General features: G+C 61.2%; 26 protein-coding genes. 4 read left to right on the top strand and 22 right to left on the bottom strand.

Features of this window, described 5'->3' with window-relative positions:
- The first annotated feature begins 60 nt into the window (after positions 1 to 60).
- On the top strand, positions 61 to 414 hold the full coding sequence (locus D8M21_RS00950) for a PLD nuclease N-terminal domain-containing protein (RefSeq protein ID WP_048683602.1): 354 nt from the start codon (positions 61 to 63) through the stop codon (positions 412 to 414).
- 67 nt (positions 415 to 481) lie between these two features.
- On the opposite strand, the gene ccsB is transcribed toward D8M21_RS00950, so the two are convergent.
- From ccsB to D8M21_RS00900, 10 genes are all read right to left on the bottom strand, one after another.
- On the bottom strand, positions 482 to 1561 hold the full coding sequence (gene ccsB / locus D8M21_RS00945; RefSeq protein WP_048683605.1) for a c-type cytochrome biogenesis protein CcsB: 1080 nt from the start codon (positions 1559 to 1561) through the stop codon (positions 482 to 484).
- A 67-nt stretch (positions 1562 to 1628) separates the two neighbouring features.
- Positions 1629 to 3254 (bottom strand): cytochrome c biogenesis protein ResB, encoded by a 1626-nt coding sequence (gene resB / locus D8M21_RS00940; RefSeq protein WP_048683608.1) that lies wholly within the window; start codon positions 3252 to 3254, stop codon positions 1629 to 1631.
- A 55-nt stretch (positions 3255 to 3309) separates the two neighbouring features.
- Positions 3310 to 4068: a cytochrome c biogenesis CcdA family protein gene (locus tag D8M21_RS00935; RefSeq protein ID WP_048684040.1), complete on the bottom strand. Its 759-nt coding sequence runs from the start codon at positions 4066 to 4068 to the stop codon at positions 3310 to 3312.
- Positions 4069 to 4081: 13 nt separating this feature from the next.
- A complete protein-coding gene (locus tag D8M21_RS00930; protein ID WP_048683613.1) occupies positions 4082 to 4723 on the bottom strand; it encodes a TlpA family protein disulfide reductase in 642 nt (213 codons plus the stop codon).
- A gap of 113 nt (positions 4724 to 4836) precedes the next feature.
- The gene (locus D8M21_RS00925; RefSeq protein ID WP_048683616.1) at positions 4837 to 5514 is read right to left on the bottom strand and encodes a histidine phosphatase family protein; all 678 of its coding nucleotides are present in this window, start codon (positions 5512 to 5514) and stop codon (positions 4837 to 4839) included.
- A gap of 59 nt (positions 5515 to 5573) precedes the next feature.
- Positions 5574 to 5897, bottom strand: a complete 324-nt coding sequence (locus D8M21_RS00920) for a glutaredoxin family protein (RefSeq protein ID WP_238650910.1) — start codon at positions 5895 to 5897, stop codon at positions 5574 to 5576.
- A gap of 82 nt (positions 5898 to 5979) precedes the next feature.
- A complete protein-coding gene (locus D8M21_RS00915; RefSeq protein ID WP_003792170.1) occupies positions 5980 to 6078 on the bottom strand; it encodes a 30S ribosomal protein bS22 in 99 nt (32 codons plus the stop codon).
- Between the two features lie 181 nt (positions 6079 to 6259).
- The gene (locus D8M21_RS00910; protein WP_053090040.1) at positions 6260 to 7210 is read right to left on the bottom strand and encodes a FadR/GntR family transcriptional regulator; all 951 of its coding nucleotides are present in this window, start codon (positions 7208 to 7210) and stop codon (positions 6260 to 6262) included.
- A 61-nt stretch (positions 7211 to 7271) separates the two neighbouring features.
- On the bottom strand, positions 7272 to 8180 hold the full coding sequence (locus D8M21_RS00905; RefSeq protein ID WP_082156912.1) for a metalloregulator ArsR/SmtB family transcription factor: 909 nt from the start codon (positions 8178 to 8180) through the stop codon (positions 7272 to 7274).
- Positions 8181 to 8264: 84 nt separating this feature from the next.
- Positions 8265 to 9416 carry an acetoin utilization protein AcuC gene (locus D8M21_RS00900; protein ID WP_082156929.1) on the bottom strand — a complete coding sequence of 384 codons (1152 nt, stop codon included), beginning with the start codon at positions 9414 to 9416 and terminating at the stop codon, positions 8265 to 8267.
- A 185-nt stretch (positions 9417 to 9601) separates the two neighbouring features.
- Here D8M21_RS00900 and D8M21_RS00895 point away from each other — a divergent pair, with 185 nt between their 5' ends.
- Complete coding sequence (locus tag D8M21_RS00895) at positions 9602 to 11011, top strand: TrkH family potassium uptake protein (RefSeq protein WP_238650908.1); 1410 nt, start codon at positions 9602 to 9604, stop codon at positions 11009 to 11011.
- A complete protein-coding gene (locus D8M21_RS00890) occupies positions 11004 to 11672 on the top strand; it encodes a potassium channel family protein (RefSeq protein ID WP_048683628.1) in 669 nt (222 codons plus the stop codon). The genes D8M21_RS00895 and D8M21_RS00890 overlap by 8 nt, the downstream gene beginning before the upstream one ends.
- 26 nt (positions 11673 to 11698) lie before the next feature.
- Here D8M21_RS00890 and proC read toward each other — a convergent pair whose 3' ends face one another.
- The 7 genes from proC to D8M21_RS00855 form a co-directional block, all read right to left on the bottom strand.
- Positions 11699 to 12550 (bottom strand): pyrroline-5-carboxylate reductase, encoded by an 852-nt coding sequence (proC, locus tag D8M21_RS00885; protein ID WP_048683631.1) that lies wholly within the window; start codon positions 12548 to 12550, stop codon positions 11699 to 11701.
- Positions 12551 to 12718: 168 nt separating this feature from the next.
- A complete protein-coding gene (locus D8M21_RS00880) occupies positions 12719 to 13546 on the bottom strand; it encodes a sugar phosphate isomerase/epimerase family protein (RefSeq protein ID WP_048683635.1) in 828 nt (275 codons plus the stop codon).
- 11 nt (positions 13547 to 13557) lie between these two features.
- Positions 13558 to 14535 (bottom strand): Ppx/GppA phosphatase family protein, encoded by a 978-nt coding sequence (locus tag D8M21_RS00875; RefSeq protein ID WP_048683638.1) that lies wholly within the window; start codon positions 14533 to 14535, stop codon positions 13558 to 13560.
- 1 nt (position 14536) lies between these two features.
- Complete coding sequence (gene topA / locus D8M21_RS00870) at positions 14537 to 17395, bottom strand: type I DNA topoisomerase (protein WP_048683642.1); 2859 nt, start codon at positions 17393 to 17395, stop codon at positions 14537 to 14539.
- Between the two features lie 158 nt (positions 17396 to 17553).
- Positions 17554 to 19200, bottom strand: coding sequence for a methyltransferase (locus D8M21_RS00865; protein WP_126855576.1), 1647 nt, complete (start codon positions 19198 to 19200; stop codon positions 17554 to 17556).
- Positions 19201 to 19242: 42 nt separating this feature from the next.
- The gene (trhO, locus tag D8M21_RS00860; RefSeq protein ID WP_048683648.1) at positions 19243 to 20145 is read right to left on the bottom strand and encodes an oxygen-dependent tRNA uridine(34) hydroxylase TrhO; all 903 of its coding nucleotides are present in this window, start codon (positions 20143 to 20145) and stop codon (positions 19243 to 19245) included.
- 63 nt (positions 20146 to 20208) lie between these two features.
- The gene (locus tag D8M21_RS00855; protein ID WP_238650902.1) at positions 20209 to 20652 is read right to left on the bottom strand and encodes a pyridoxamine 5'-phosphate oxidase family protein; all 444 of its coding nucleotides are present in this window, start codon (positions 20650 to 20652) and stop codon (positions 20209 to 20211) included.
- A 74-nt stretch (positions 20653 to 20726) separates the two neighbouring features.
- Here D8M21_RS00855 and D8M21_RS00850 point away from each other — a divergent pair, with 74 nt between their 5' ends.
- A complete protein-coding gene (locus D8M21_RS00850) occupies positions 20727 to 23222 on the top strand; it encodes a Zn-binding domain-containing protein (protein WP_048683651.1) in 2496 nt (831 codons plus the stop codon).
- A 9-nt stretch (positions 23223 to 23231) separates the two neighbouring features.
- Here the strand turns inward: D8M21_RS00850 and D8M21_RS00845 are convergent, their stop codons facing one another.
- The 5 genes from D8M21_RS00845 to D8M21_RS00825 all read right to left on the bottom strand — a co-directional run bounded on the left by D8M21_RS00845 (position 23232) and on the right by D8M21_RS00825 (position 25683).
- Entirely contained in the window at positions 23232 to 23678 is a 447-nt protein-coding gene (locus tag D8M21_RS00845) for an Rv3654c family TadE-like protein (protein ID WP_048683654.1), read from the bottom strand.
- Complete coding sequence (locus D8M21_RS00840; RefSeq protein ID WP_161800295.1) at positions 23675 to 24097, bottom strand: TadE family protein; 423 nt, start codon at positions 24095 to 24097, stop codon at positions 23675 to 23677. Before D8M21_RS00840 ends, D8M21_RS00845 begins: the two co-directional genes overlap by 4 nt.
- A 23-nt stretch (positions 24098 to 24120) precedes the next feature.
- The gene (locus tag D8M21_RS00835; RefSeq protein WP_238650900.1) at positions 24121 to 24327 is read right to left on the bottom strand and encodes a DUF4244 domain-containing protein; all 207 of its coding nucleotides are present in this window, start codon (positions 24325 to 24327) and stop codon (positions 24121 to 24123) included.
- Positions 24328 to 24454: 127 nt separating this feature from the next.
- Positions 24455 to 25096 carry a hypothetical protein gene (locus tag D8M21_RS00830; protein WP_126855574.1) on the bottom strand — a complete coding sequence of 214 codons (642 nt, stop codon included), beginning with the start codon at positions 25094 to 25096 and terminating at the stop codon, positions 24455 to 24457.
- Positions 25045 to 25683 carry a type II secretion system F family protein gene (locus D8M21_RS00825; RefSeq protein WP_161800296.1) on the bottom strand — a complete coding sequence of 213 codons (639 nt, stop codon included), beginning with the start codon at positions 25681 to 25683 and terminating at the stop codon, positions 25045 to 25047. The genes D8M21_RS00830 and D8M21_RS00825 overlap by 52 nt, the downstream gene beginning before the upstream one ends.
- Positions 25684 to 25778 lie beyond the last annotated feature (95 nt).

The following is a 25778-nucleotide window of genomic DNA, read 5'->3' as shown; positions in this document are numbered from 1 at the left end:
CGTCTGACCTGGCAGTCCGCTCGATGCTTCCCAGCGGGTGCACCTCGGTAAACTGGTTGCATGAGAGCAGTCCTGATCATCGTCGCGGCGGCCGTCGTCGTCGGCATGACCATCTACGCGTTGTTGGATATCGGCAGGACCGAGAAACATCGGATCCTCGCTTTACCCCCATGGGCCTGGTTCATCGTGGTGTTGTTGCTGCCGGTCGTCGGCCCCGGTCTATGGCTGGCCTTTGGGTACCGCCGCGAGGCCTCTTCACGGGGTCGCGGCTCCACGCGACAAGCGCCGTCGGCTTCGGCCCCCGACGACGACGAGAATTACCTTCGGTTCCTTCGCCAACAGTCTGAACGACGCCGCAAAGACGAGGAACGTCGGCGGAATGAAGAACGTCGCCGAGACGCCGACGACGAATAGCCTCGTCGGAGTACGACGAAGCCCCCGGGTTCGAGAGAACTCCGGGGGCTTCGTCGTGGTGAGGCTCTTAGAGTCCCGAGTAGGAGTGCAGCCCGTTGAACACCACGTTGACGGCGGTGAAGTTGAAGATGATGCAGCCGTAGCCGATGATCGACAGCCATGCCGAACGCGGTCCGGTCCAGCCACGCGTCGCGCGAGCGTGCAGGTAAGCCGCGTAGACCACCCAAATCACGAAGGTCCAGACTTCTTTGGTGTCCCAGCCCCAGTAGCGTCCCCAGGCTTTATTGGCCCAAATCGCGCCCATCGCCAGGGTGAACGTCCACATGACGAAGCCCACGGTGTTGAGACGGAAGGCGAAGTTCTCCAAGGCTTGCGAGGAGGGCACGAGCCTCATGAAGCCCAGGCCAGCTTTTTCTCCTTCGATGAGCTTCTTCTCTCGGCGCGACTGGATGAGTTGCAGAACAGCCATGGCGAAGGTCAGCGTGAAGACACCGGAAGCCATCACGGCCACGGATACGTGGATCACGAGCCAGTAGGACTGCAAGGCCGGCTTGAGGTGGCCCACCGGCGTGGGGAATCCGATGGTCGCGGCCACCATCATGATCAGCGCAAGGCCCGTCACCAGAGCGCCCACGAATCGCAGGTCACGGAAAACCAACGACACCAGGAAGACCACGGAGACCACCAACGCGCCTGTGGTGCAGAACTCGTACATATTGCCCCACGGCACACGACCGGCGGCCAGGCCACGCGTGACGACGCCGATGACGTGCACGAGACACGCGATGATCATGACGGCGACGGCGACCTTGGCCGCGGGACGGCGCTGCCCGGTGTACCCCATGGAATCGTCCGCGACATGGTCCGACAGCTTGGCGCGGGTGCTCGCCGTATAGGCCCGCCCTCGACTTCCGCCGCCGCCACCTTCCACGTGAATGGCTGATGAGCCGCCCTTGGACTCGGCCCCCGCAACTCCGGCCAGAACGGGCTCGCGCTCATTCACCTCAGCAGCTGCCTCGGCTCGACGTGTTGCTCGTGAATTCGTCGCCAGATCCCACGTGAAGGACACGAAGGAGACGAGGTAGATCACCGCGGCCAGAAGCATGAATGCCTCACTCCACTGGCCCAGGTTCTCGTTGATGCTCATGCTTCCCTTTCTGGGCTACTGATTGCGGGTCGCCGCATGTGCGACGGCCTGGCCCGATGCGAGAAAATTACGCTTCGTTGAATTCTAATCCCCATTCCTGGGCGAAGAGATCGGTCAGTTTGTCTGCTTCCATGGCGATGCGGGGGTCTTCGCCGCGCGCCAAGAGCCCGTATTCGACGACCACGGCTCGCTGACCGCCGTCGAGCACGGTTTCGTGGGCCTTGACCCACACGCGACGTCGGGCCACGAAGAGGGACACGATCAAGCCGGCGAAGGCCAAGAGGAAGGAGACCAAAACCACCGGCTTGCCCGGATCGTAGTGAATGTCCAGGCCCGCGTAGCGCTTGACGCCCTCGAACTGAATGCTCCCCTTGCCGTCGGGCAATTGATACGTGTTGTTTTCCTCGGTGAGCACGATGCCGCCGTGATCCGACTTCATCGAATTCAATTCGTGCAATTTGTTGGTGTCCAGCACGTACACGTTCTGTGGCGTGCCTTTATCGAGGCCCAAGTCTCCGTAATAGGAGGACAGGACCAACGCCGGGTTGGCCGGTGCCGCGTCGACCGAGTGCGGCATCTGTCCGGACTGAATCACGGCGGTCGGCAGGAACATGCCGACGAAGCCGAGCTGATCGGGGGACGCGTCCGGCACCTTAAGCACCATCGAGGAGGTAAAGACCTTATCCGTGGGCAAGGTGACGACGGGGCCCTCGTACGAGACTTTGCCGGTGCCGTCGGTGACCTTGACGACCGGCGCATAGCCATTGCCGGAAAGGTATACGTTGCTGCCGTCTACATTGAGCGGCTCGTTGACCTTGAGAGACTCCTTGTGGGGCTCCGCCTCAGGAGAATCCTTGACCGTCATCTGGGCGTCGTACCCCAAGTCTTGGCCATAGGTCGAGGAAGTCTTGTCTCGATCGTAGGTGACGTTCAGTTTGTCGAGGGTCACCGAGAAATTGCGGAGCCAGTCCGGGTTGTAGTTGGTGCCGGGTTTGAACTGGTCGTAGCTGACGAGCGTATTGACGTGAGATTCGCCTTCCACCACGATCTTCTGACCGCTATAGCCAAACTGACCACCCACGGCGACACCGACCAAAACACCGATCATCGCAGTATGGAACACCAAGTTTCCGATCTCGCGGAAATAGCCGCGTTCGGCTCCGACGCTCGGAGTGGAGGCGTCCTCCCGCAGTTCCGTGCGGTAGTGGCGTTTTTTCAGAATCTTTTGGGCCGTTCCGACGGCGCCATCTGCGGTCAGCCCGCCCTCGACCGAATCCACCGGAATGGTGAGCGTGCGATGCTGCGGCAGCCGTCCCAAATTCCGGGGCGTGCGCGGCGGTTTAGCTCCGTAGGCCTTGGCATGCTTGATGGCCCGCGGAATCACACAACCAATCAGGGAAATGAACAGCAGCAGGTAGATCGCCGAAAACCATGCCGAGGAAAAGACATCGAAAAGCTGGAGTTTTTCAGCGATTGGGCCCCAAGTCTTGTGGGAGTCCATGTATTCCTGGACCTTTTGCGGGTCCTGGATATTTTGCGGAAACATCGACCCCGGAACCGCGGCGACGGCGAGCAGAAGCAGCAAGAACAGCGCCGTGTTCATCTTGGTCAGCTGCGTCCACGCCCATCGGATCATGCCGATAGGCCCGAGCGCCGGGGCGTCCTTCTTGGCCGCTTTCTTCTGTTTACTCATGCCATCCAATTTCGGTAGCGGGTTTCTGCCGTTGTGCTCTGGTGGTGCACGCCGATCACACCGGAAGCTCGTAGCCGGGAGTGACTCCCTGTAGCCACGACATCATCGAACTCCACAGTCCTGTGGCCATCAAGATTCCCACCAGGACGAGGGCCACACCGCCGATGATCTGAAGGGACCTGCGATGCCTCTTCAGGAACGCGAACATTTCTGCCGAACGCCTGAATCCCAGGGCGATCAGGAGAAACGGTATCCCCAGTCCAAGGCAATAGGCCACGGTGAGCACGATTGCTTTGAGGCTATTCGGCCCTTCGATGAACACCAAGGCCTGCACCGCGGCGAACGTCGGACCAATGCACGGTGCCCACCCCAGGCCAAAGGTGATCCCGAGGATAGGCGCCCCCCACAAGCCCGCCGGAGGTTTCGAATGAATCTTGCGGTCTCGTTGGAACCAGGAAAATCCACCCATGAAGACGATGCCCAGAACGATCACCAGGAGGCCGAGCACCACCTGTAGCCACGTCTGGCTTCGCACCCACGGTGCGGCTCCGACCTGGGCCAGGACCACGGACATGATCACGAAGACGAGGGAGAAACCCAGAATGAACAGACCGGTACCCGCGAACATCCGCCCGCGACGTCGTCGTTGCAGGTCGCTCCCCGTGAGGCCGGTGACATACGCCAGATAACCCGGCACGAGAGGCAAGACGCAGGGGGACGCAAACGAAATCAGGCCGGCCAGCGCTGCCAGCGGTATGGAGGCCCACAAAGAGCCCTCCAATACCACGGATCCAAAGGACGATTCGGCAGCCAGAAGCACGATGGACCTACGAACCTTTCGAGGGGTTAGTGGCGTCCTTGCCATCGATCTGGTCTTGCACCAAGGTCCGGACCACAGACTCGTCAATCTGGCCGAGGATACGGGCGGCGACCCGACCTTCGGAGTCCAAGACGAGCGTGGTCGGCACTGCCTGCGCAGGGACGTACTGGGACAAGGCCATCAGCACCCCGCCGGAACGGTCCTCGACGGATCGATAACCGATCCCGAAGGTCCGCTCGAAGGCTTCGGCCGTTCCCTGCTCATCTCGCAAGTTGATGCCGTAGAAGTTCACTTTCTCGCCGAACTCCGTGAAGAGCTTTTGCAGGTGCGGAGCCTCCGCCCGGCACGGGGCACAGCCTGCGTACCAGAAATTGAGCAGGCTCGGTTTCCCACGAAGTTGTGCTCCGGTCAGGGATTCGCCGCCGAAGAGTTTGCCCTCAAAGTCCACCGGCTTGCCTCGTTGGGCCTTGCTGAACTCGGTCACCGATCCGTCGCCCGAAATGAAGCCCTTGCCGTCGGCGGAATTTGCCTGATCCGACAGGTCGGAATTGTCCTTACTCGAACAACCGGTCACGGCCACCAGCCCTGCGACCGCGGCGACCGAAAACAGACCGCGTCGGGTCATGGGGCGGTGTGAAGAACGGGGCATGGTTTCTCTCTGCGAAGGACGACGTGACGATGTTCTGACGGGCGGCGAAAGAAGTCCGCCTCGAGTATGGGGTCGCTGATGCCCGCCTGCCGCAGGCTCAACGCATCCCTCAATTATGATCCCGGAAGCTGAATGACCCCTGGATACAATTCCGCGGCGGGCTCGGCATACGTGACGCGGGGCGCCCCCGGTGCTGAGATATCGTCGAAGGTCAACGATGTCACCGAAGCTAGGTTGCACTGCCGCGTTCGGGGATCGTGCGGAAGGGCACGGCCCTCGACGCTCGTGCGAGCCATCCAAATCGGAAGTTGGTGCGAGACGACGATGGCTTCAGCGCCGTCGCCGCCTCGCTTCACAGCCTGCACCGCGGCGTCCTTGATCGCCTCGGCCATGCGCGCGACCTGTTCCCGGTATGGCTCTCCCCACGAGGGCCGGAGCGGATTCGTCATATACCTCCAGTGCCGGGGATGACGCAGAAGCTCGTCCCTGTTCACGTGCATGCCTTCAAAGTAGTTCCCGGCCTCGATGACGCGCTCGTCCAGAACGACCGGTAGGCCCAAGGCCTTCGACACCGGCGCGGCGGTTTCTTGCGTACGAGTCAGAGGCGAAGCCGCCAGGTATGAAAAACGGGCCCCTCGGGATGCCCGCCGCTCGAATTCACGGGCGGCTAGTTCGGCCATCCGGTGTCCCGCCTCGGAGAGATGGAACTCTGGGAGGCGGCCGTAGACGATCCGATCCGGGTTGTGGACTTCGCCGTGACGCAGAAGGTGAACGGTAGCGCTGTGAGACATGGGGCTAGTCTTTCAGATCCGCGTCGGACCGGCCATTCGGGCAGGCTCCTTGAGGCAGATCACCCTTCTTCGGGATCATGCCCTTCCAGAATGCCGCGCAGAATTCGGGAAATTCTCACCGTGTCCACGCGCCAAAAGTCGCGGGGAACCCCGTCGATACGAACCACCGGAATTTCCTCGGCGTGTTGCTTCAACAGGTCAAGATGGTCCTCGACATTGATTTCATGGACGGTAATCCCCAAAGGGTCCGTCACCGAAGCCAGGTCGATACGGGCTTGATCACACAGATGACATCCGGGCGAGGTGAGCAGTTCAACCGTGGGCTTTCTCCCGGGACCGTTCGCCGAATCATGGGCCTCCATGAATCCTCCATTCGTGGACATCGCCCTGATTCGGGCGGGGTACGCATTCGGCCGCCCCTCGCGTTGCGAGGTGACGGCCGAGAATGCTCAAGACAAGAAGCGACTACTTCTTGTTGCGACGCTGGTGGCGGGTCTTGCGAAGCAGCTTACGGTGCTTCTTCTTCGCCATGCGCTTGCGGCGCTTCTTAATAACTGAACCCATAGGATCCCTACCTTGATAGTCGTACGTCGGTGGCAAGTGCGCAGGTGCGCGGCAAAGCCACCGGGTGGCGTCCTTGTCCCCCGAGCCGAGGACGGCGGAGGCTTGCTGTCAAAACGTTCGCTCACGAAGTTTACTGCAGGCAAAGAAAAGCCCAATAGAGCGAAAACGTTCCTCAGACACCTTACAAGGTGGAGTCAAATTTCTTCGAATCGGCGGCCGTGGAGCCGGTCGATTCCTCCGCGTCACCTGGCTCATCCGAAGGCCAAGCCTCTAGGTCATGCATCGAATCCCGCGCCCCTGGTGCCGCGTCTGGCAGATCGGCGTCACGGGATTTATTGTCCGCGACGTCGTCGGCAAGCTTCGACGTCGGGGCCAGCGGATGAACCTCGCCGTCTTCGCCCAGCTCGGGCTGCACAAATACGGTCGCCGACGAGCGTTGCTTCCGCTCCGGATCAACCCCGGCCTCGAGGTAATGCCCTTCGATGTGCTCCGCCACCATGCGAGCAGCAAGCTCGTTGTCTCCCGATTCGATGGCCGCATAGATCGCTCGATGTTCGGCGCACAGGCGAGTCGCCGTCGTCGACCACAGCGGAACATAGCCCACCAGCGACAGCGTGTACTCATAGATGGAGTCGCGCAATGAGGTCAGAAGGCCCGTGATGAGGCTATTTCCTGCGAGTCGGGTCAGGGCGACGTGGAAGGAAACCTCGAGGTGATGAAAATCCTTGAGAGAAAGATCGTCTCGAGACATCTCGTCGATGATCTTGGCGAGCTCCTTCATGGCCGGATGCTCCCGATTGGCACGGCGGAGCGCCCAGGTCTCCAGGAGAACGCGCGTGTGCACGATATCCCGGAGGGGATATTCCGCCGTCGCCATGTGTAATTTCAGGGCGGGGCCGGCGCTTGCCGCGGGCTCGCGCACCAGCTGAGCAATCAGTTGGTGGCGCTTCCCCTCGTAGAGTCGCACGATCCCCATGACTTCGAGATTCTTGAGAGCCTCGTGCGTCGCATTTCGCGAAGCACCGACGGCATTCGAAATTCGACGTTCGCTCGGCAACTCCTGCCCTAGGACGAGGTTGCCGTCGAATAGCTCGTTTTCGAGCCATTGGAGGATCTTACGGTCGGTAGCCATGCGGTGATGAATCTTTCATGCTGTGGTCAACGATGCGGTTCCAGGTCGGAGGTTTACCCTCCTATCGTCCACGCCTTCTGGCAAAAAGATTAGCCAAAAAACCTGATGCTTTGTGATCGTCCGAGGCGGCCTCGTCATCCGACGCGCTGTCTGCCCGGTGGACTTTGGGGTCCAAGGGTTCCCAGCTCTGTGGTCCTGAGGTGCTGGGCGCATCCTCCGAGGCTGATTCACCCTGTGCCGCGGTGGTCACGGGACGAGACGCTGAGGGTTCCGTGGAAACCTCAGACTCGTGGGCTGCAGGGGTCGACGAAAAATCCGACGTGGTGGGCGCGGGGTCGTCCTCTCGACCGGAAACGCTCAAGCCGAGCGGCATCAGGGGCCGGAAGGTGACGCCGTCGTGGCGGGTTCGGTGGATGCTCGAGGCGCCATCGGTCCCGGTTGCCTGGGCGACGACGGGGACGGCGGGCACCTGCTCCTCGACGTCGGTGGGTTCTGGATCAGCACCATAGTGCTCTTCCGAACCCGTCCTGGGGGCCAGGTGCGGGCGGGCGGGGCTCGGCGGGGAGTCTTGGGCCGCAGAGTCTTCGCGCCCACTCGATGGCACCTTCTCGGGCTGGGGCACCATCCGACTCGTCGGTTCGGCAGCGGCCGGTTCGGCCTGCTCGGTGGATTCGGTCTCGCCGCTGTTCTCGGCATCGTCTCGTTCGACGGAAGAGGCCGAGAGCCCCTCGATCCAGGCCCGGATCTCCTGCAGGGGTTCAGGGTTGAGCGAATACAGCCGCTTCTGCCCCTGGGCCTTCATCGTGACCAGTCCAGCTTCCCGCAAAACCTTGAGGTGCTTGGAAACGGTCGGCTGGCTCACGCCGAGTTCGGTCACGACGTCGTTGACGGGGCTCGGCCCTTCCTTGACGACGTCGAGAATACGCCGGCGGGTGGGGTCAGCCACCACGGCAAACACGTCAGTACTCATGTATCCACCATAACGGTGTATTCCGGCAGACGTATGCACACACGCCCGCGATGTTGCCGCCGGCCGTGGGGAGATTCCCCTCGATCAGTCGAACCAGGGATCGAGCCCCCAGAGCGGGAACACCGATTTGCGCGTCGCCATGACGGTTCGATCCAAGCTGTCGGCGGGATCAAACCCAATTTCCCAGGACCTCCACCAAACGTCGGCTTCGTCGCCCATCATGCGCGGAGCACGGACCCCATATTTCTCGGCGATGTACGAACGCCAGGTTTCCGGGGTCGGCAGGGTCGGTTCCACGGGACGGCCCGTGACGATCCCAATCAAGTGCGCCCACGAGCGCGGCACGGCATCGAGGCAGTTATATCCTCCCCCACCGAGTGCCAGCCAGCGGTCTTCCGTCAGCTCATTGGCGAGGTCCGCGATGGTCAAGGCCGCCTCGCGCTGCGCATCGACGCTCAGTCGCATGTGCGTCATGTCGTCCTTATAGTGCGAGTCGCACCCATGTTGCGAGACGATCACTTCCGGTGCGAAGGCCCGAGCCAGCTGGGGAACGATGGCGTGGAAGGCTCGAAGCCATGCCGCGTCGGAGACCGTCGTCGGCAGCGCCACATTGACCGCTCCACCTAGCCCCTCGCCATCGGGTCCGACGTCGCTGGAAAAGCCTGTCCCGGGGAAAAGAGACATCCCGGTTTCGTGCAGGGAGATGGTCATGACGCGGGGCTCGTCCCAGAAAATGCTTTGGGTACCGTCGCCGTGGTGCGCGTCAATGTCGATGTACAAGACGCGTTGGGTGCCACGATCGAGCAAGCGTTGTATGGCGACGGCGCAATCGTTGTAGACGCAGAATCCACTCGCGTGATCCCGGTGGGCGTGATGCATTCCGCCACCGAAGTTGACGGCACGTACCGTAGTGCCATCGACCAGGGACTCCGCGGCGAGCTCGCTTCCGCCCGCCAGCCTCGCCGCAGCCTCGTGCAGGCCGGCGACCCCGGGGGTGTCCTCCCCATCCAAGCCACTCCCCGGAATCTTGAGGGTGGGATCGGCGCTGACCGCTTTCACGCTGTCGATGTAATCCCTCGAATGCGCCGTCAGCAACGTGGCGTCGTCGGCGACGTGCGGCTGGTCCACGCGGACGTGGTCCCCTTCGAAGAGACCCAGATCCGTGGCCAGACGAGCCGTAGCGTCCAGGCGCGACGGGTGCATGGGGTGGTAGTCGCCGAAGAAGTACGCGGTCATGGCCGGATCCCACGTCACCATCGTCGTGGGGTCGGATCCTCGCCCGCTTCCGCGAAAGTTTGTAAGTGAGGTCACAGAGACATTGTGGCACGCTCCCCAGCCACATCCCACTCGGCCCTATCTGCCGCCCCGGCCGCTACGCTAGGGAGGGTCAATCATCCATCGGCAGCTGGGCAGGAGCGCACGTGCGGAGCAAAGACTCGACGCTGGCCGCGGAGCCCCGGCGGGCCTCGGATCGGATCAGGGATCTGGGCAATCGGCTCTTCGGGTCCACACCGTCGCGAATCTCCATCACCTTGTTCTTCCTGGTGATCGTCCTCTGCTCGCTGTTGTTGATGCTTCCCATCGCGAGCAAATCCGGGCACCCTCCGGCTTTGTCCCAGGCCTCATTCACGGCGACCTCGGCGGTGACCGTCACGGGATTGACCACGCTGACGACGGCGACTCAGTGGACGTTCTTCGGCCAACTCGTGATTCTTTTCGGGGTTCAGATCGGTGGGCTCGGAACCCTCACGATGACGTCCTTGCTTTCGATGGCCTTGGGCCGAAAATTGGGTCTCAAGACCAAGCTGTTTGCGCAAGAAGGCCTGAGCATCACGAGCAAGCAGGGCAAATTGGGGGAAGTTGGGTCACTTCTTCGGGTGGTGGTTCTGACCTCGGCCAGCATCGAGGCCGCGATCGCTGGCATCGTGATGTTGCGCCTCATGACCCTCGGGGAGTCGCTTCCTGAGGCCCTATGGCACGGCGTCTTCTATGGAATTTCCTCGTTCAACAACGCAGGCTTCACGCCGCACTCCGACGGTTTGGTGCCTTACGGCAATGACTGGTGGATTTTGCTGCCCTTGTGCGCGGGCGTGTGGTTCGGGTCCCTCGGGTTTCCCGTCATTTTGGTGATTCGCATGTTCGGATTGCGTGTTCGACACTGGAATCTCAACGCCCGCATCACGGTCTTCGGGTCCATCGCCTTGGTCATCGGTGGAACGTTGCTCTGGGGTCTGGCGGAGTGGGATAACGACGCGACAATTGGCGACGAGAATCCCGTACAACGAATCCTGCATTCGTTTTTTGCCTCCGTCATGACGCGTTCAGGAGGCTTCAACCTGGTGGATATGGATCAGTTGCATCCGATCACCAAGTTGTTGACGGATCTGCTGATGTTCGTCGGCGGCGGTTCCGCTTCAACGGCCGGTGGTGTGAAGATCACGACCATGGCGGTCATCTTCATCGCCATCATCGCGGAGGCTCGCGGCGACCAGCACGTGATTGCCTTTCACCGAACCATCCCGGATACCGTGCTTCGCATCGCCATTTCCGTCGTGATGATGAGCGCGACCATCGTGGTGCTGGGCACCGCCGTGTTGATGCTCATTTCCCAAGCATCCCTCGACGAGATTCTCTTCGAAGTGATTTCCGCGTACGCGACATGCGGGTTATCCGTAGGATTGTCCGCGGAGCTACCGGCCTCAGGCCTGTATGTCCTGTCCGTCCTCATGTTTATTGGACGTCTAGGAACCATCACCGTGGCCACCGGCTTGGCACTTCGAACTCGTAGCCGACTGTACAAATACCCGGAAGAGAGGCCCATCATTGGCTGATCGGTCACCCCATAACGCGCCCGTCCTGGTGATCGGCCTCGGCCGGTTCGGAGCGGCCACGGCGCAGCAACTCAAACGCCAGAATAAAGAAGTTTTGGCGATCGAACGCGACTCCGAGATGGTGCAACGCTGGTCTGGTCTACTCACCCACGTGGTTCAGGCGGATGCTTCCGACATCGATGCCCTTCGTCAGGTCGGCGCCGGAGACTTCACCTCCGCGGTGGTCGGCGTCGGAACCTCGATCGAATCCAGCGTGCTCATCACGGCAAACCTCGTGGACCTCGGCATCGACCGTATCTGGGCGAAAGCCATCACCCCGGCCCACGGCAAGATCCTCTCGCGTATCGGAGCACACTACGTGATATTTCCCGAGGCAGACGCCGGACGCCGTACCGCCCACTTGGTGTCCGGGCGGCTCCTCGACTACATCGAATTCGACGACGACTTTGCGATCGTCAAGATGTACCCCCCGAAGGAAACGCACGGTTTCACGCTGGAGGAGTCCGACGTCCGGAATCGCTATGGCGTGACCATCGTTGGTGTGAAGTCCCCGGGTGAAGAGTTCACCTACGCTACGGCCAAGACCAAGGTGACCTCCCGCGACGTGTTGATCGTCTCGGGGCAGGTCGACCTCATCGAACGGTTCGCGGCGCGTCCTTAACCCGGGGCCTCAGCAATGGTTCCGGCCTAGCGGCGGAATTCCTTGACCATCTCCGCATTGCGATGAGCGGACGCCTTGGCCGCTTTCTCGGTCAGCTCGATGAGGCCACCTTCGGCGAAGACATTGACGGCCCGCTCCGTGGTGCCGTTGGGGCTGCACACGGCCTTCCGCAGGGCTTCAGGGTCGGCGTCGTCTGCATGGAGCAGTTCACCGGCGCCCGAGACCGTCTCCTTGGCCAAAAGCCGGGCCGTTGCCGCATCGAGACCCATGGCTTCGCCGGCCTTTTGCATCGCTTCCGCCAGGAAGAATGCGTACGCCGGGCCCGAGCCGGAAATGCCCGTGACGGCGTCCAGCTGGCTCTCCTCCACATCGATCACGGTGCCAGAATTCTGCAGGACCCGATGTGCAAGCTCAAGCTGATCCGCCGAACAATGCGCACCCGGTGCCAGCGCGATGACGCCGCGACCCACACGTGACGGGGTGTTCGGCATCGAGCGGATCACCGGTTGGCCGTCACGAAGTTCGCCTTCCAACATGGCGAGGTCGATGCCCGCGGCTACCGATAGCACCAAAGCATTGGGGTCCAGCGCATCCTTGATCTCGGCGGCGAGGTCCAAAATTCCTTTGGGCTTCACGCCGAGCAGCACGACGTCGGCACCCTCTACGGCCTGAACGTTAGCCGATGAGTCATCCTCGCTCGAGAAGATGGCGACCCCACGCTGGTCTTCCGGGAGCGAATCCGCCAAGCTTTTCGCGCTGTCGGCGGATCGTGTGGTGGCACGAATCGTGTTGGGATCCGTCCCGCCAGCGAGCAGACCGGACATGATCGATCCGTTCATCGAACCGGTACCCAGAAAAGCAATGATGGGTTCGGACATGGTTCCTCCTGAGTCGTCGAGTTGATGTCTTCATGGTCCACGGTATCGGAGGAGCAGGACCGCCGATACGTGACGGACTATTTGTGGATGATGCTTCGCCACAGGATGTCATGGGGTTTCCCGTGGAGGCCCGCGTCGCATCAATCGTCGGACTCCCAAGTGCGTCTGCTACCCGCCGAGGTGTCGTTGGGCGAATTCCAGCGAATCGTAGAGCCATTCGTCACGCTGGGATGTGCTTTTGGCTTTTCGTGTGGAAACTTCGACGCCCACTACGCCTTCCCAACGTTGTTGAGCCAAGTACTGCAACGTTTCGGCGACTGGCTGCGTTCCGTATCCCGGCCGCGCGTGCTCATCCATCAGAGAATTTCCGGAGCCATCAGTCAGGTGAACGTGGCCCAATCGATCCCCGAGCTCGGTGACGGCTGCCAAGGAATCGGTTCCCGAAGCGGCGGCATGGGAGAAGTCCCAAGTAACCCACTCGTAGTTCTGTCCCAAGGGGGACCAGTGCGGTGCATACATCAGCACTTCACGACGCCCAAAACGCCACGGGTACATGTTCTCGACCGCGATCTTCACTCCCTCAGAATCCGAGATCTCCCGGACGCCATCAGGGAACCCTTTGGCGTAGCGGCGTTGCCAGACGAACGGCGGATGCGCAACCATCACGTCCGCGCCCACTCGCTTGACCATCTTGGCGGCCAACCGAATCTTGTTCCAGGCATCACCCCACACATGTTGGGTCAGCAAGAGAGTCGGCGCGTGGATTGCGGAAATGGGCAGTTGGAACTCCTGGATGTAGTCCAGGAGTTCATCTGGATCACGGGACAAAGGGTTTCCGGTGATCATGACCTCGACGGCGTCATAGCCAAGATCCTGGGCGACGGCGAAAGTGTCCTTCACGCCCAGAGGGAATACCGAGGAGGTGGACAAGGCGATGGGAGGCCGCGACCACGAACCCGATGCGGTGCCGGATCCTCGAGAAGCAGGCTCCTCCACGATGTGTCCTCCTATGTGTTCGGCGTCAATGACTTCGGGTCCACCATAGCCGCCGAATCTTGGGAGTTGAGCCGATCCATGCGCCGAAGGATCAAACCTTCACGCAATGCCCAGGGAACAGAACGCATCGTCGTTATGCCGTAGAGGTCCATCGCGGTTTCTGCCACGATTCCTCCGGCGAGAATCTGTGCGGCCCGCTTGGAGGACACACCGGGCAGATCTGCACGTTCGTCGGGCGTCATGGCTTCCATACGACGGGTCCACAAGCGAAGATCTTCCAGGTGGAATTCGCGTTTGACGTAAGGCCCCGCCGCGTACGGGGCTGCCCCGCAGATGCGCGCCAAAGAGCGAAAAGTTTTTGACGTCCCGACGACCATGTTGGGCGTGCCGGCCCGCTTCACCGTCTCGACGGCGGGTTCGAGCGTCGATTTCACATGCTTCCGCAGCGCCTTAACTTCCTTGGGCTTGGCAAGCTCGTGATGGATGAACTGTCGGGTCAACCTCCCAGCCCCCAGCGGCGTCGACACAGCAACGTCCGGCAAAGCATCGTTGCCTAGTGCCATCTCGAAAGAGCCTCCGCCGATGTCGAGGTCCAGGATGGTGCCCGCTCCCCAACCTTGCCATCGCCGCACCGCGAAATACGTGATCGCGGCTTCTTGGTCACCCGAGATCTCGGTGAGATTGACTCCGGTGGTCGATCTGACGTGCTCCAAGACCTCGGCGCCGTTTCCGGCCTCGCGGATCGCCGACGTGGCGAACGCCAAGAGGTCTTCGGCGTCGTGGTCGGCCGCGAAATCCCTCGCTTCGGCCACGAATTCGGTCAGAGCGGTGCGGCCCTCGAGCGTGATGTCGCCCTCCGCATCCAAGTACTGAACCAACTGAAGAGGCATCTTGTGGGACGCATAGGGCTCCGGCCGCGATCCCGGATGGACATCCAGAAGGAGCAGGTGGACGGTGTTTGAACCGACGTCGAGGACCGAAAGACGCACCTTAGCCCTCCTTGGTCTTCCGGGTGGAGGCCGCGGGCTTCTTCGCGGCGGAGGTTGTCGACTTTTTCGCCGTCGTCTTACGGGTACCGGTCGCCTTCTTCGCCGGGGCCTTAGACGCGCTGGTCTTCTTCGCCGTGGTCTTCTTGGCCGGGGCTTTCCGTTTTGCCGGCCCCTTCGCGCGCTTGTCGGCCAGGAGTTCGACGGCGCGGGTGAAGGTCATGGATTCCAACGTCTCCGAGCGAGGCACCGTAACGTTGGTTTCCCCGTCCGTGATGTAGGGCCCAAAACGGCCGTCCTTAATCACAATCGGTTTGTCGTTGCTGGGATCCTTGCCCAGCTCCGCCAGCGGGGGCTTGGCAGCAGCCCGACCACGCTGTTTCGGCTGGGCGTAAATCTCCAGTGCTTCGTCTTGCGTGATGGAGAAGATCTGGCTCTCCGAGGTCAGCGAGCGCGAATCCGTCCCCTTCTTCAGGTACGGGCCGTAACGACCATTCTGAGCGGTGATTTCCACGCCCTCGGCATCTTGACCCACGACTCGGGGAAGGGACAGGAGCTGCAAGGCCTCGTCGAGGGTGACCTCCTGCAACGACATGGACTTGAACAACGACGCCGTGCGCGGCTTTTCCTTTTTCGGCTTTTTCGGCGGCTTCGGCTTGCCGTTCTTGTAATACTCGACCGGCTGGTTGGCGAGCTCTTCCTCGGTAATCTCTGGGACGACTTCCGTCACGTAGGGTCCGAAACGGCCGTCCTTAGCCAGGATGGTACGACCGTTCTCAGGATTCTGGCCGAGTTCACGGCCATCCGCCTTACCCCGTTCGATCAACTCAGCGGCCTTTTCAGCGGTGAGTTCGTCAGGTGCGAGGTCGTCAGGCACATTGGCACGGATGGGATCTTTAATTTCCCCCGTCTCCTCGTCAACGCCGCCACCGGTTTCCAAGTACGGCCCATATCGTCCGACCCTGAGCGTTACGCCATCGGCAATATCGATCGAATTCACCGCACGGGCATCGATCTCCCCGAGGTTTTCCACGATCGGCTTGAGGCCGCTCCTGGCATCGTTACCGAAATAGAACCCGGTGAGCCAGTCGACGCGTTGGGTCTCGCCCCGGGCAATGCGGTCGAGATCGTCTTCCATCGTCGCGGTGAACTCGTAGTCCACGTACTTGGAGAAGTGCTCCTCCAACAAACGGACCACGGAGAACGCTGTCCAGGACGGCACGAGCGAACCCGACCGGTTGTTGACGTAGCCACGGTCCATGATCGTCGAAATGACCGCCGCATAGGTCGAAGGACGCCCGATGCCCAACTCGTCCATGGCCTTAACCAGGGAAGCCTCCGTGTAGCGCGGGGGCGGCGAGGTCTCGTGACCATTGGCCTCGATATCCCGACCGGTAAGGCTGTCCCCTTCCTTGAGCTGCGGAAGCCGCTTGTCCGAACCGCCGGTCTTGGCGTCCTCAGCGTCGCGTCCGGCGTCTTTGCCTTCCTCATACGCAGCCAGGAAGCCGCGGAACGTGATCACGGTGCCGGAGGCGGAGAATTCCGCGGAACGACCGTCCTGGGTTTGGGCTTCAAGCTTGAGCGAAGCCGTCTGGCCCTTTGCATCGGCCATTTGCGAGGCGACCGTGCGCTTCCAAATGAGTTCATACAGTCTGAACTCATCTTGCGACAGCTTCTTCGCTACGGCCGTGGGCGTCCGGAAGGAGTCACCAGCAGGGCGGATGGCTTCGTGAGCCTCTTGTGCATTCTTCGATTTGGATGCGTAAAGACGCGGCGATGAAGGAACGTATTCCTTCCCGTACAGCTCTGTGGCTTGGTGGCGGGCCGCGTTGATGGCCTGATCGGAGAGGGCGACCGAGTCGGTACGCATATAGGTGATGTAACCGTTTTCGTACAGTCGCTGGGCCACCTGCATCGTCGAACGTGACGAGAACCGGAGCTTTCGGGCGGCTTCCTGCTGAAGCGTCGACGTCGTGAACGGTGCGGCCGGCCGGCGCGTATACGGCTTGGTTTCGACCGAGGAGACCGAGAATTCGGATCCTTCAAGGCCTGTGACCAAGCCACGGGCCGTTTCCTCGTCCAGGTGCGCGACCTTGGACTGAGCGGAGGCCTTCAACTCTCCGGAATCCGTAAAGTCCTTGCCCGATGCAACACGCATTCCGTCGAGTGCGGACAACTTTGCCCCAAAGCTCTCGGAGGCCGCAGTTTCGAAGGTTCCCGAGAGGTCCCAGTATTGGGCCGAACGGAACTTCATCCGTTCCCTCTCGCGCTCGACGACGAGGCGCGTTGCCACCGACTGCACTCGGCCGGCGGAAAGTCCCTGAGAGACCTTTCGCCACAGCACCGGCGAGATTTCGTAACCATAGATGCGGTCCAGAACACGGCGCGTTTCCTGCGCATCAACCAACGAGTCGTCGATGGACCGGACGTTCTCGAAGCCGCGTTCCACGGCTTCCTTGGTGATTTCGGGGAAAGTCACGCGGTGAACTGGCACCTTAGGCTTGAGCACCTCGAGCAGGTGCCACGCGATGGCTTCGCCCTCGCGATCGGCATCGGTTGCGAGATACAAGGCGTCACAGTCTTTGAGGAGCCGTTTGAGCTCGGTGACCTTTTTCTTTTTATCCGGGTTCACGACGTAGTAGGGCTCGAAGCCGTCGTCGATATCCACCGCGAACTTGCCGACCGGGGTCTTCTTCAATTCCGCCGGCAACTCGGAGGGCTGCGGAAGATCGCGAATGTGCCCCATGGAGGACTCGACGATGTACGCATCTCCCAGGTAACCGCCGATGGTTTTGACCTTGGAGGGAGACTCCACAATGAGGAGACTCTTACCCGTCGTCTTGCCCTTGGCCTGTGTTGGCACGTCGCTCCTTGAGTCCGATCCGGTGAATACGCCCCCACAATAGCCGAGGAAACTACCGGTAGGTCACGTATCCACAGGCACGGTGAGGTACACCTCCCCTGAAATAGGGAGTGGTTCCATCCCACGCTACTCGACCAGACGCGCGTTAGAGGCGGTTGTTAGGCCTCCGGCTCACATACCAAGAATCCCAGGTCAATGAGCGAGCGGACATGATCCATGAGTTTGGCTTTGTCGTCGTCACCGTCCCAGTCCAGCAGGGCATCGAGAGCGTCGAGGATCTGTCCAACCGTCAGTTCGCCGTCGCAGGCAGAAACGAATCCCGCGGCCTCTGTCGACAGCAATTCAGTTCGTCGCAGGCCCGCGCCTTCCCTCAGGAGAATCACTCCCGGGTGTTCAGCGCCCGGACGCTGGTGTCGTTCTTCGGTCACGTCCTCGGCCACGGTGAGGTGCACAGCGCGCAAGGCGTCGTCGTCGAGACCCGCGACGAGGTCATGGGCCGCAATCGCGGCGGTCATGAAGGGGGCAATCGGTTGTTGAATGGGGTGTTCTATCGATTCGAATCGGAGGAAAGGTTGCCCTTCATCTCGCCGGCGTAGCCAGATCATGCCGAATCCGACGGCGGCCACACCGCGACCGTGAAAGTCTCGGATGTAGTCCAGATACGCCGCGTCGAAAGCCTCCGGATCGCGGTTCTGGCTGGCATCACGGAGCCACGTTTCGGCGTAAGCCTCTGGCGTGGTCTCTTCACGCTGGATGAACCAGCCGTCACAATTGGCGGCCAACCAATCTCTTGGTCGACTGTCCCACGGAGCCTGGCCGTCCTCGCCGTCCTTCATCACGGGAATTTCCCAGTTGCCCAGCATGTGCGCTCTGCCGCCCGGAGACAAGACGCCGGGAATATCACGAACCAATCCAGCCACGAGTTCGTCACCGGGCAATCCACCGTCGCGGTAGGTATAACGAGATTCCGAGGTCTCATCGGGATGACGCGGGGTGATGACGAAGGGGGGATTGGAAACCACGAGATCGAAACGTTCGGAGGCCACCGGCTCCAGCATGTTCCCTTGACGCAGAGACACACGTTCCTCGAGGCGTGCCGGGTTTATACCCAAGGCCGATGAATTCAGCAAGAGGTTGAAACGCGTCATCGCGAGCGCCCTGGGGGAAATGTCCGTCGCGGTCACGTGATCGGAGTGCGCCAAGAGATGGAAGACCTGGATGCCACAACCGGTTCCAAGATCAAGTGCCCTCCGAACTGGAGTGCGTTCGGTGAATTGAGCCAGGGTAAGTGACGCTTGCCCAATGCCTAGGACGTAGTCGGTCGGTAATGCCCCGGCAGTTTGATGCGCGCCCAGGTCGGAGACGACCCAGAGATCGGTTCCGTCGTCGGCCGAATGCGGCCTGAGGTCAAAAGCCGAGCGTACCGTGCCGTCGTCCGACCCGGGATGGGCAGGTTCCAGCAATCGGAGCCTATGGAAAATGGAAAATACTCCCTCACCGAGGGTCGCTTCGAGCGACTCCTCGGTGGCTACACCTCCGAGCATCAGGAACTCCACCACGCCGGCCAGCCTGCGCTGCCCCGGTTTGGCACCGACTCGTCCCCTCAGAATCTCGGTGATCCGATGCCGGGCAGGTACCACCTGCTCGCGGATCATGGCGTCAAAAGGGCCCTGCCCTAAGAGATCAAGAATGGCATCGTACGAGTAATCGACTGCGGCAAGGGCCTCGGCCAAGGCTTCGACGGCCTGGAAGTCGTCGCTGTAGGGGGCGTTCGGGACGCGGGAGAAATCAGGTGTGGAAGTCACCGGGTCATTCTATCGACGCGACCAAGCGTCGGTTCGAGAAACCTAGGCTACTGGTGCGGTGGCCGGGACTTTGGCGCATCCTGCGGGGCACATGGCATTTTCGGTGGCGCAATCGGGGCACAAAAGAATTAACTCTCGACAAGCCTGGTTGGCACAATTGACGAATCGATTTGACGGTGCCTGGCATTGTTCGCATTCCCCGATCGTGACGGCGTCGGGAGTGAATTCCATGTGCATCCGCTGATCGAAGACGTAGAGGGAACCTTCCCACAGGCCCGCATCGCCGAAGGCTTCGCCGTATCGGACAATGCCACCGTCGATTTGATAGACGTCCTCAAATCCTCGGTTTTTCATGAGCGCCGAGAGGATTTCGCACCGAATCCCACCAGTGCAGTAGGTGATGATTTTCTTGCCCTTGAGCTCGTCGTACTTGCCCGATTCGAGCTCCGACACGAAGTCGTGCGTGGTGCGGGTGTCGGGAACGACGGCGCCCTTAAACCGACCGATGCGAGCCTCGAAGGCATTGCGTCCGTCGAAGAAGACGACGTCGTCCCCTTCGCGCTCTACCAGTTCGTTGACTTCCTGCGGGCTCAAGTGAATACCGCCACCGACGACGCCGTCCTGATCCACCGTGAGTTCATCGGCAGCGCCGAAAGCCACAATTTCGTCCCTGGCTTTGACCGAGAGCCGTGGGAAGTCCTCAGCCCCGCCGTCGGACCATTTGACCTCTAGCCCCCGAAATCCCGAGTACTGCCGTGTGGTGCGGACATACTGTTTGACCGCGTTGATTTCGCCTCCGACGGTTCCGTTGATGCCGTGTTTCGAGACGAGGATGCGTCCACGCAATCCGAGCTTTTCACAGAGGGCACGCTGCCAGAGCACCACGGACTCGGGGTCGGCGATGGGCGTGAAATGGTAATACAGGGCGATTCGGGAGAGTGACACGGTGGATATTTTAGGCGACGCCGCCGATTTCCGGCATGACCGCTGCCTCACTCTGGCTCTCGATTATTCACCCAGTCGAAAACGTCGCCCGGTAATTCGCGTGGGCGTGATTTCTACGTATTCGAGCTTTTCGGTGTGCAACCACGGGGTGATTCCCAGGTCCTCTATTCGAGCAATCTCGGAAGAATCGGTCAGGAGTTTGGCCGTGCCTCGGACGACGACGCTCTGCGCGATTCCCCCTTCCACCCGGTCAGTTTCCACGGCCACGGAGGGGTTCAGCAGCATCGAGGTCAATTTATGCCCAGCGGCGGTCTTGAAATAAATCCGCCGGTCCGAAACCGCGATATTCAACGGCGTGATGTCAATGTCGTGGTCATCCGCCGTCGCGAGGCGGGCAAATCGAGCGTGGTTCAGGAATTCCCAACACTCGTCGTCGTTCAGTGGGAGAACCCGAGGTCCGGCGTCCTCTGCACCCGAATTTTCGGAAATATTCATGGGATGGTTCATGGCCCTATTGTGTCACGTTTCACGGATTCATCCGCCCCTCGGCGGTGACAGCGCTGGGGTGTCACAATGGGTTCGTGCCTCAGCCAGCTCACCTACTCCACGCCCTGAATCGGGGCGATGACCCGCCCGAGATCGTGCACACCCAGCTCCTGCCGGAACGCGAAGCCGTCACCCATGAGTGGCCGCAGTGGTTGCATCCCTCTGTGGTGGACGCCTTCGTGTCCCTGGGGGTTCCGGAGCCGTACCGCCATCAAGCGGACGCGGCCACGGCGGCACACTCCGCGAGCGAGGCCTCCACCCGCTACGCTTTCGACCGTCGGGCTTTGGGCCACTCCGTGTCCACGGAGGTCGGCGACCACGTCATCATCTCTACGGGCACGGCATCGGGAAAGTCTTTGGCGTATCAGTTGCCGGCCTTGGACGCGATCGTCCGTGGAAGCCACGATCCCGGAAAGGGACTTCGCTCTCAGGAAGCTACGGCACTCTATCTCTCCCCCACCAAGGCATTGGCCGGTGACCAATTGGCCGCGTTGAAGGCCTTGGGAATCCCAGAACTCCGGGCCGATACCTACGACGGCGATACCGAATTTGGCGAACGTTCTTGGATTCGAGACCACTCGAATTTCGTCTTATGTAACCCGGACATGCTCCACGCCGGCGTTCTTCCTCATCACGAACGGTGGGGCCGCTTCTTGCGACGATTGCGCTACGTGATCGTGGACGAAGCACACGGCTATCGAGGCGTGTTCGGTGCCCACGTGTCGATGGTTCTTCGGCGCCTGCGCCGCATCTGCGCATTGCATGGTGCGGCCCCTACCTTCATTGGCGCTTCCGCGACGTCAGCGGCCCCCGCCGAATCCTTTTCCAGGCTCTTGGGGGTGGACCAGACGAGGGTCCAGGCATTCGAGCGCGACGATTCACCCCACGGAGCCGTCACGGTGCTCTTATGGGAGCCACTCTTAGAAGATGCGGCCGCCCAGGATGGACTGGCCGCCCAAGTGCCTTCCCGGGAAGGAACCCCCATTCCCGGCTCGGGGTTCAACGGCGCGGGCGCGGGGCACGGTGAAAACGGCGCCCCACGTCGTCGATCTGCATTGGCGGAGTCCGCCGAAATGCTGACAGATCTCGTGGCCGAGCGCATTAGGACTATTGCCTTCATCAAGTCCCGTCGAGGCGCCGAAACCTTGGCCCGGATCGCACAGGATTACTTGCAGGATATCGACCCCTCTGTGGCCCACCGCGTCTGCGCATACCGGTCCGGGTACCTCCCCGAGGAGCGACGCGAACTCGAACGGCAAGTCCGATCGGGTGAAATGCTCGGTGTCGCATCAACGCCCGCGCTCGAACTGGGGATCGACGTCGCCGGTCTCGACGCCGTGATCATCGCCGGTTGGCCCGGGACACGCGCATCCTTCTTTCAACAGATCGGACGAGCCGGACGTGCGGGACAGGAATCTCTCGCTGTCTTTGTGGCCAGCGACGATCCCTTGGACACCTATCTGGTTCATCATTCACGGGACATTTTCGACGTCACCGTCGAGGCGACCGTCTTCGATCCTCATAATCCCTATGTTTTGGCTCCTCATCTGTGTTCCGCAGCGGCCGAGAAGCCCTTGCGTCCCGAAGAGCTGAACCTTTTTGGAAGGACGGCTGAGGCCGTTTTGGAGTCACTGGTCCAGGCCGGCCATTTGAGGAGGCGTCCCACGGGTTGGTTTTGGACGCACCCGGAGCAAGCGGCGGAGATGGTGGATATTCGCGGCGACGGCGGCCACCGTCTGCACATCATCGAAGCTGAGACGGGCGGCATCATCGGCACGATGGAATCCGGGCAATCTCATTACCAAGCGCATCCCGGTGCCATCTACGTTCATCAAGGCAAGACGTGGCACGTCGAAGACCTCAATGAACAGGATCGAACGGTTCTCGTAAGCCGAGCACATCCCAATTTCTACACTCAGGCTCGAGACATCACCGAGGTGAGCATCCTCGAGGTCGAGGACACCCGAGATTGGGGTCCCGTGACGCTTCACCGGGGGCTGGTCAGGGTGAGGACGCAAGTGGTGTCCTTCCAACGCAAGGCAGTGGCAACCAACGACGTGATCGATGAGGAGCCTCTAGACCTCGAATCCCAGGAACTCATCACCCGTGCCGTGTGGTGGACGATTCCCACGACGGTGCTCTCGAGTTCCGGCGTGACGGAACCCGAGATTCCCGGTTCCCTTCACGCAGCCGAGCACGCTTCCATCGGACTGCTGCCGCTCGTAGCGACATGCGACCGGTGGGACATTGGCGGGCTCTCGACGGCTCTTCACGTCGACACCGAGATGCCCACCATCTTCGTCTATGACGGCTTCCCCGGTGGGGCCGGATTCGCCGAACACGGATTCGAGGTCGCAGGAACCTGGCTTCAAGCGACCCTTGACGCCATTCAGTCCTGCGAGTGTGAGACGGGATGCCCCTCTTGTGTCCAGTCCCCGAAGTGCGGCAACAAGAACAACCCTCTGAGCAAGTCAGGCGCGATATCCCTCCTCCAAGGCTTACTCAAGACCGCAGACGAGGATCGGTCCTAACCCGACAACTCAAGCGCACAATGCGAGATCGGCGCTGTGGGCTGGTCCATCGTCCCCAGCTGGCGGGCCGGCTCGCGCCACGCCGGCCACGGGTCCGAGCCGTCGCAACCAGCTGGGTAGATCTACATGCGTCCGAACGTCGATCACATCCGCTCGCCCTTGAGGCGAGCAACATTGCACTAGTCGGGCATCGTTCTCCTCCACCACCTTTCTCCCCACGTCGCACGGAGCTCCGGAAAGGAGCCCTCGCGCTGCATCGGCCGCAGCCAACGCCGCCAGATCCGCCGCGGTGCGCGCACGGTGATGGGCGGCCGCCACCTGTCCGACGACGGCCACTCCTACCGCCAAACCGATGATCAGCGCCACCACGGCCACGGCCAAGACCGTCCCGGAGCCACGGTCTGGCGGATCGTTTCGTCGAGATGATCCGATCTGTGCGTGCGGTGGCTGCATCATCTGCCTGCTTCCTCCGGTAAAAGCGCATGAGCGCGGGCGGAGACCTCCAGCCCACCCCACGTTCCAAGAACTCCCGGAGCCGGAGCCACCACGGAGATTTCTGCCCCGGTAGCGCTCTTGGAAATACCGACCTCGGCTTCCCGCCCGACGATTTTTCGCGCCGCACTTTTGGCCGTCTCCCAGCTGTCACCACGAGCCACCGAGCGAGCCGCAGTCCGTGCCGCCTCCTGGGCAGTCACGGTCCGCGCCCCGTAAACACCCACGGAAAGCACGAGTGCAATGAGGGCAACAACACTCGGTAGCAGGACGGCAAACTCTGCGGTGACGGACCCCCGATCTGCCTCATCGGTTGGCATATTATCTTGAAGCGAACTATCGCCCGTCATAGTTCTGGATTGGGCCACTTCGTGAAGTCCCATCGCTTCCGGCCGCCTCTGACAATTCATCCCGTTGACAATGCGGTTCGAATAATGCCCATGAGGAGCTCTTTGACCTCCCCGCTTTTCAAGATCGCGACCAAGAGGCCTGCGAAGCCAACGGCGGCGAGCATCACGACGCCGTATTCGGCCGTCGACGCACCCAATTCCGGGTGATCCGGCGAGATCTCCCTGTGGGTTGTACCGCTACTTTCCTCTAGGCCTGTATTCATTGAGGCTTTAGTACTTGCACCGTCTTTTCCACGGTCAATGAATGACGGGTTGTTTCTTTGAATCATGATTTTCCTTTCTGACGAGGTTCGACTTTGAGGTCGAATCGGTGAGAATTTTGAGGACAAGTCATCGGATACCGGGGATGAGACCGAGCAGAACTGGTAGCACGCCCCAGCACACCAACGCGGGTAGGGAACATAGGCCCAAAGGAAGGACCAGCCTTACGCCCAAAAGCGTTGCGAGCCGCTCCGCTTCGTAGACTTCCCGTCGTCTGAGGTGCTCGACTCGCGCTCTGAGAAGCCCTGAAGCGGGACTATCGGTCTGTGCCGAGAAATCCAGGGCTTGTTGAAAGGCTGCAAGGCGGTCGGTGTGTCCATCGATGCTCCACCGCCCAGCAACGCCGCTCACCCCTAAACGACTCCCTTTTCGGGGGTCTCCCGTGTGCTGGTGAACGTTGGCCCATGCGTGATCCCAGGCAAGACCTAGGTCAAGCCTCGAGGCCACCGGCTCGAGTGTGGAGTTACCTTCAGCGCGAATGACTTCCACCACGGCTTGTCGTAGCGGCAATCCTGCGTCTAAAGCCGCAGCGACTAGCTCTAGTCGCAACCTCGTCGACAGCTCGGGTGACGCACCCTCGTTGACCGTCCGAACTTCGCCCAAGGGACGTTTCACCGTAAAGGTCACCACAATGAGACCGACCAACCACATGGCCCAGATCATGACCAATTCACCGCGCTCCGTGTTGTAGCTGGAGCGCTGAGCCTCCACAAGGCATGCCGCGGACCGGTTTGCGAGGCTCCGGTGGCGACAAGAACCATGCGGCGGCTCCACATGATGCCCAGCACGGTCAACGCTCCCCCACAGAGGAAACACACTCGTCCCCAACCGGTGCCAAACAGTACCGTCCAGGGATCGGCACCGAATACGGCGCCTAGCCCTAAACCGACGATCGGCAGTGACGCCAAGATCCTGGAGGTGGCTCGTGGGCCGGAGATAGCAGAGGCTCGAGCATCCGCGGCATTGATGTCATCTTCCAGGCTTTCGGCCATGCGGGCGAGTACATCCCCGAGCTGCGCTCCCGTCCGCTGAGCTAGGGACATGGTGACGGATAGCGCTGCAACCATGTCCTTCGACCTGTGGTATCTCGCTTCGAAGGTGCTCAATGCCGTGCGTGGGTCTAGCCCTGCCCCGGTAGCCCGGCTCATGTGCCCCACGAATCGTGCGATCTCCTCGGTATCTCGTGACGCACTTCGCGAACCGTTCGCTCGTTCTGCTTCGGTCGCGCGATTCAGAACGCACCACACACCGTGGGGAGTTTCTCCCGACTGCAAGAGGGCGCTGAGTCGGCGAATCATTTCGGGCCACGCCCCGGCATCTGTCCGTAAACGCCGCCCCACCCAGCCATGCATCGGCGATAAAAATACTGACGTGCACCTCGAGTCCTCGCCCC

The organism is Kocuria sp. HSID16901 (genome assembly GCF_003989425.1).
Taxonomy (GTDB): domain Bacteria; phylum Actinomycetota; class Actinomycetes; order Actinomycetales; family Micrococcaceae; genus Rothia; species Rothia massiliensis.
The sequence above is the reverse complement of the archived record's forward strand: the minus strand, read 5'-3'. Positions and strand labels throughout refer to the sequence as shown.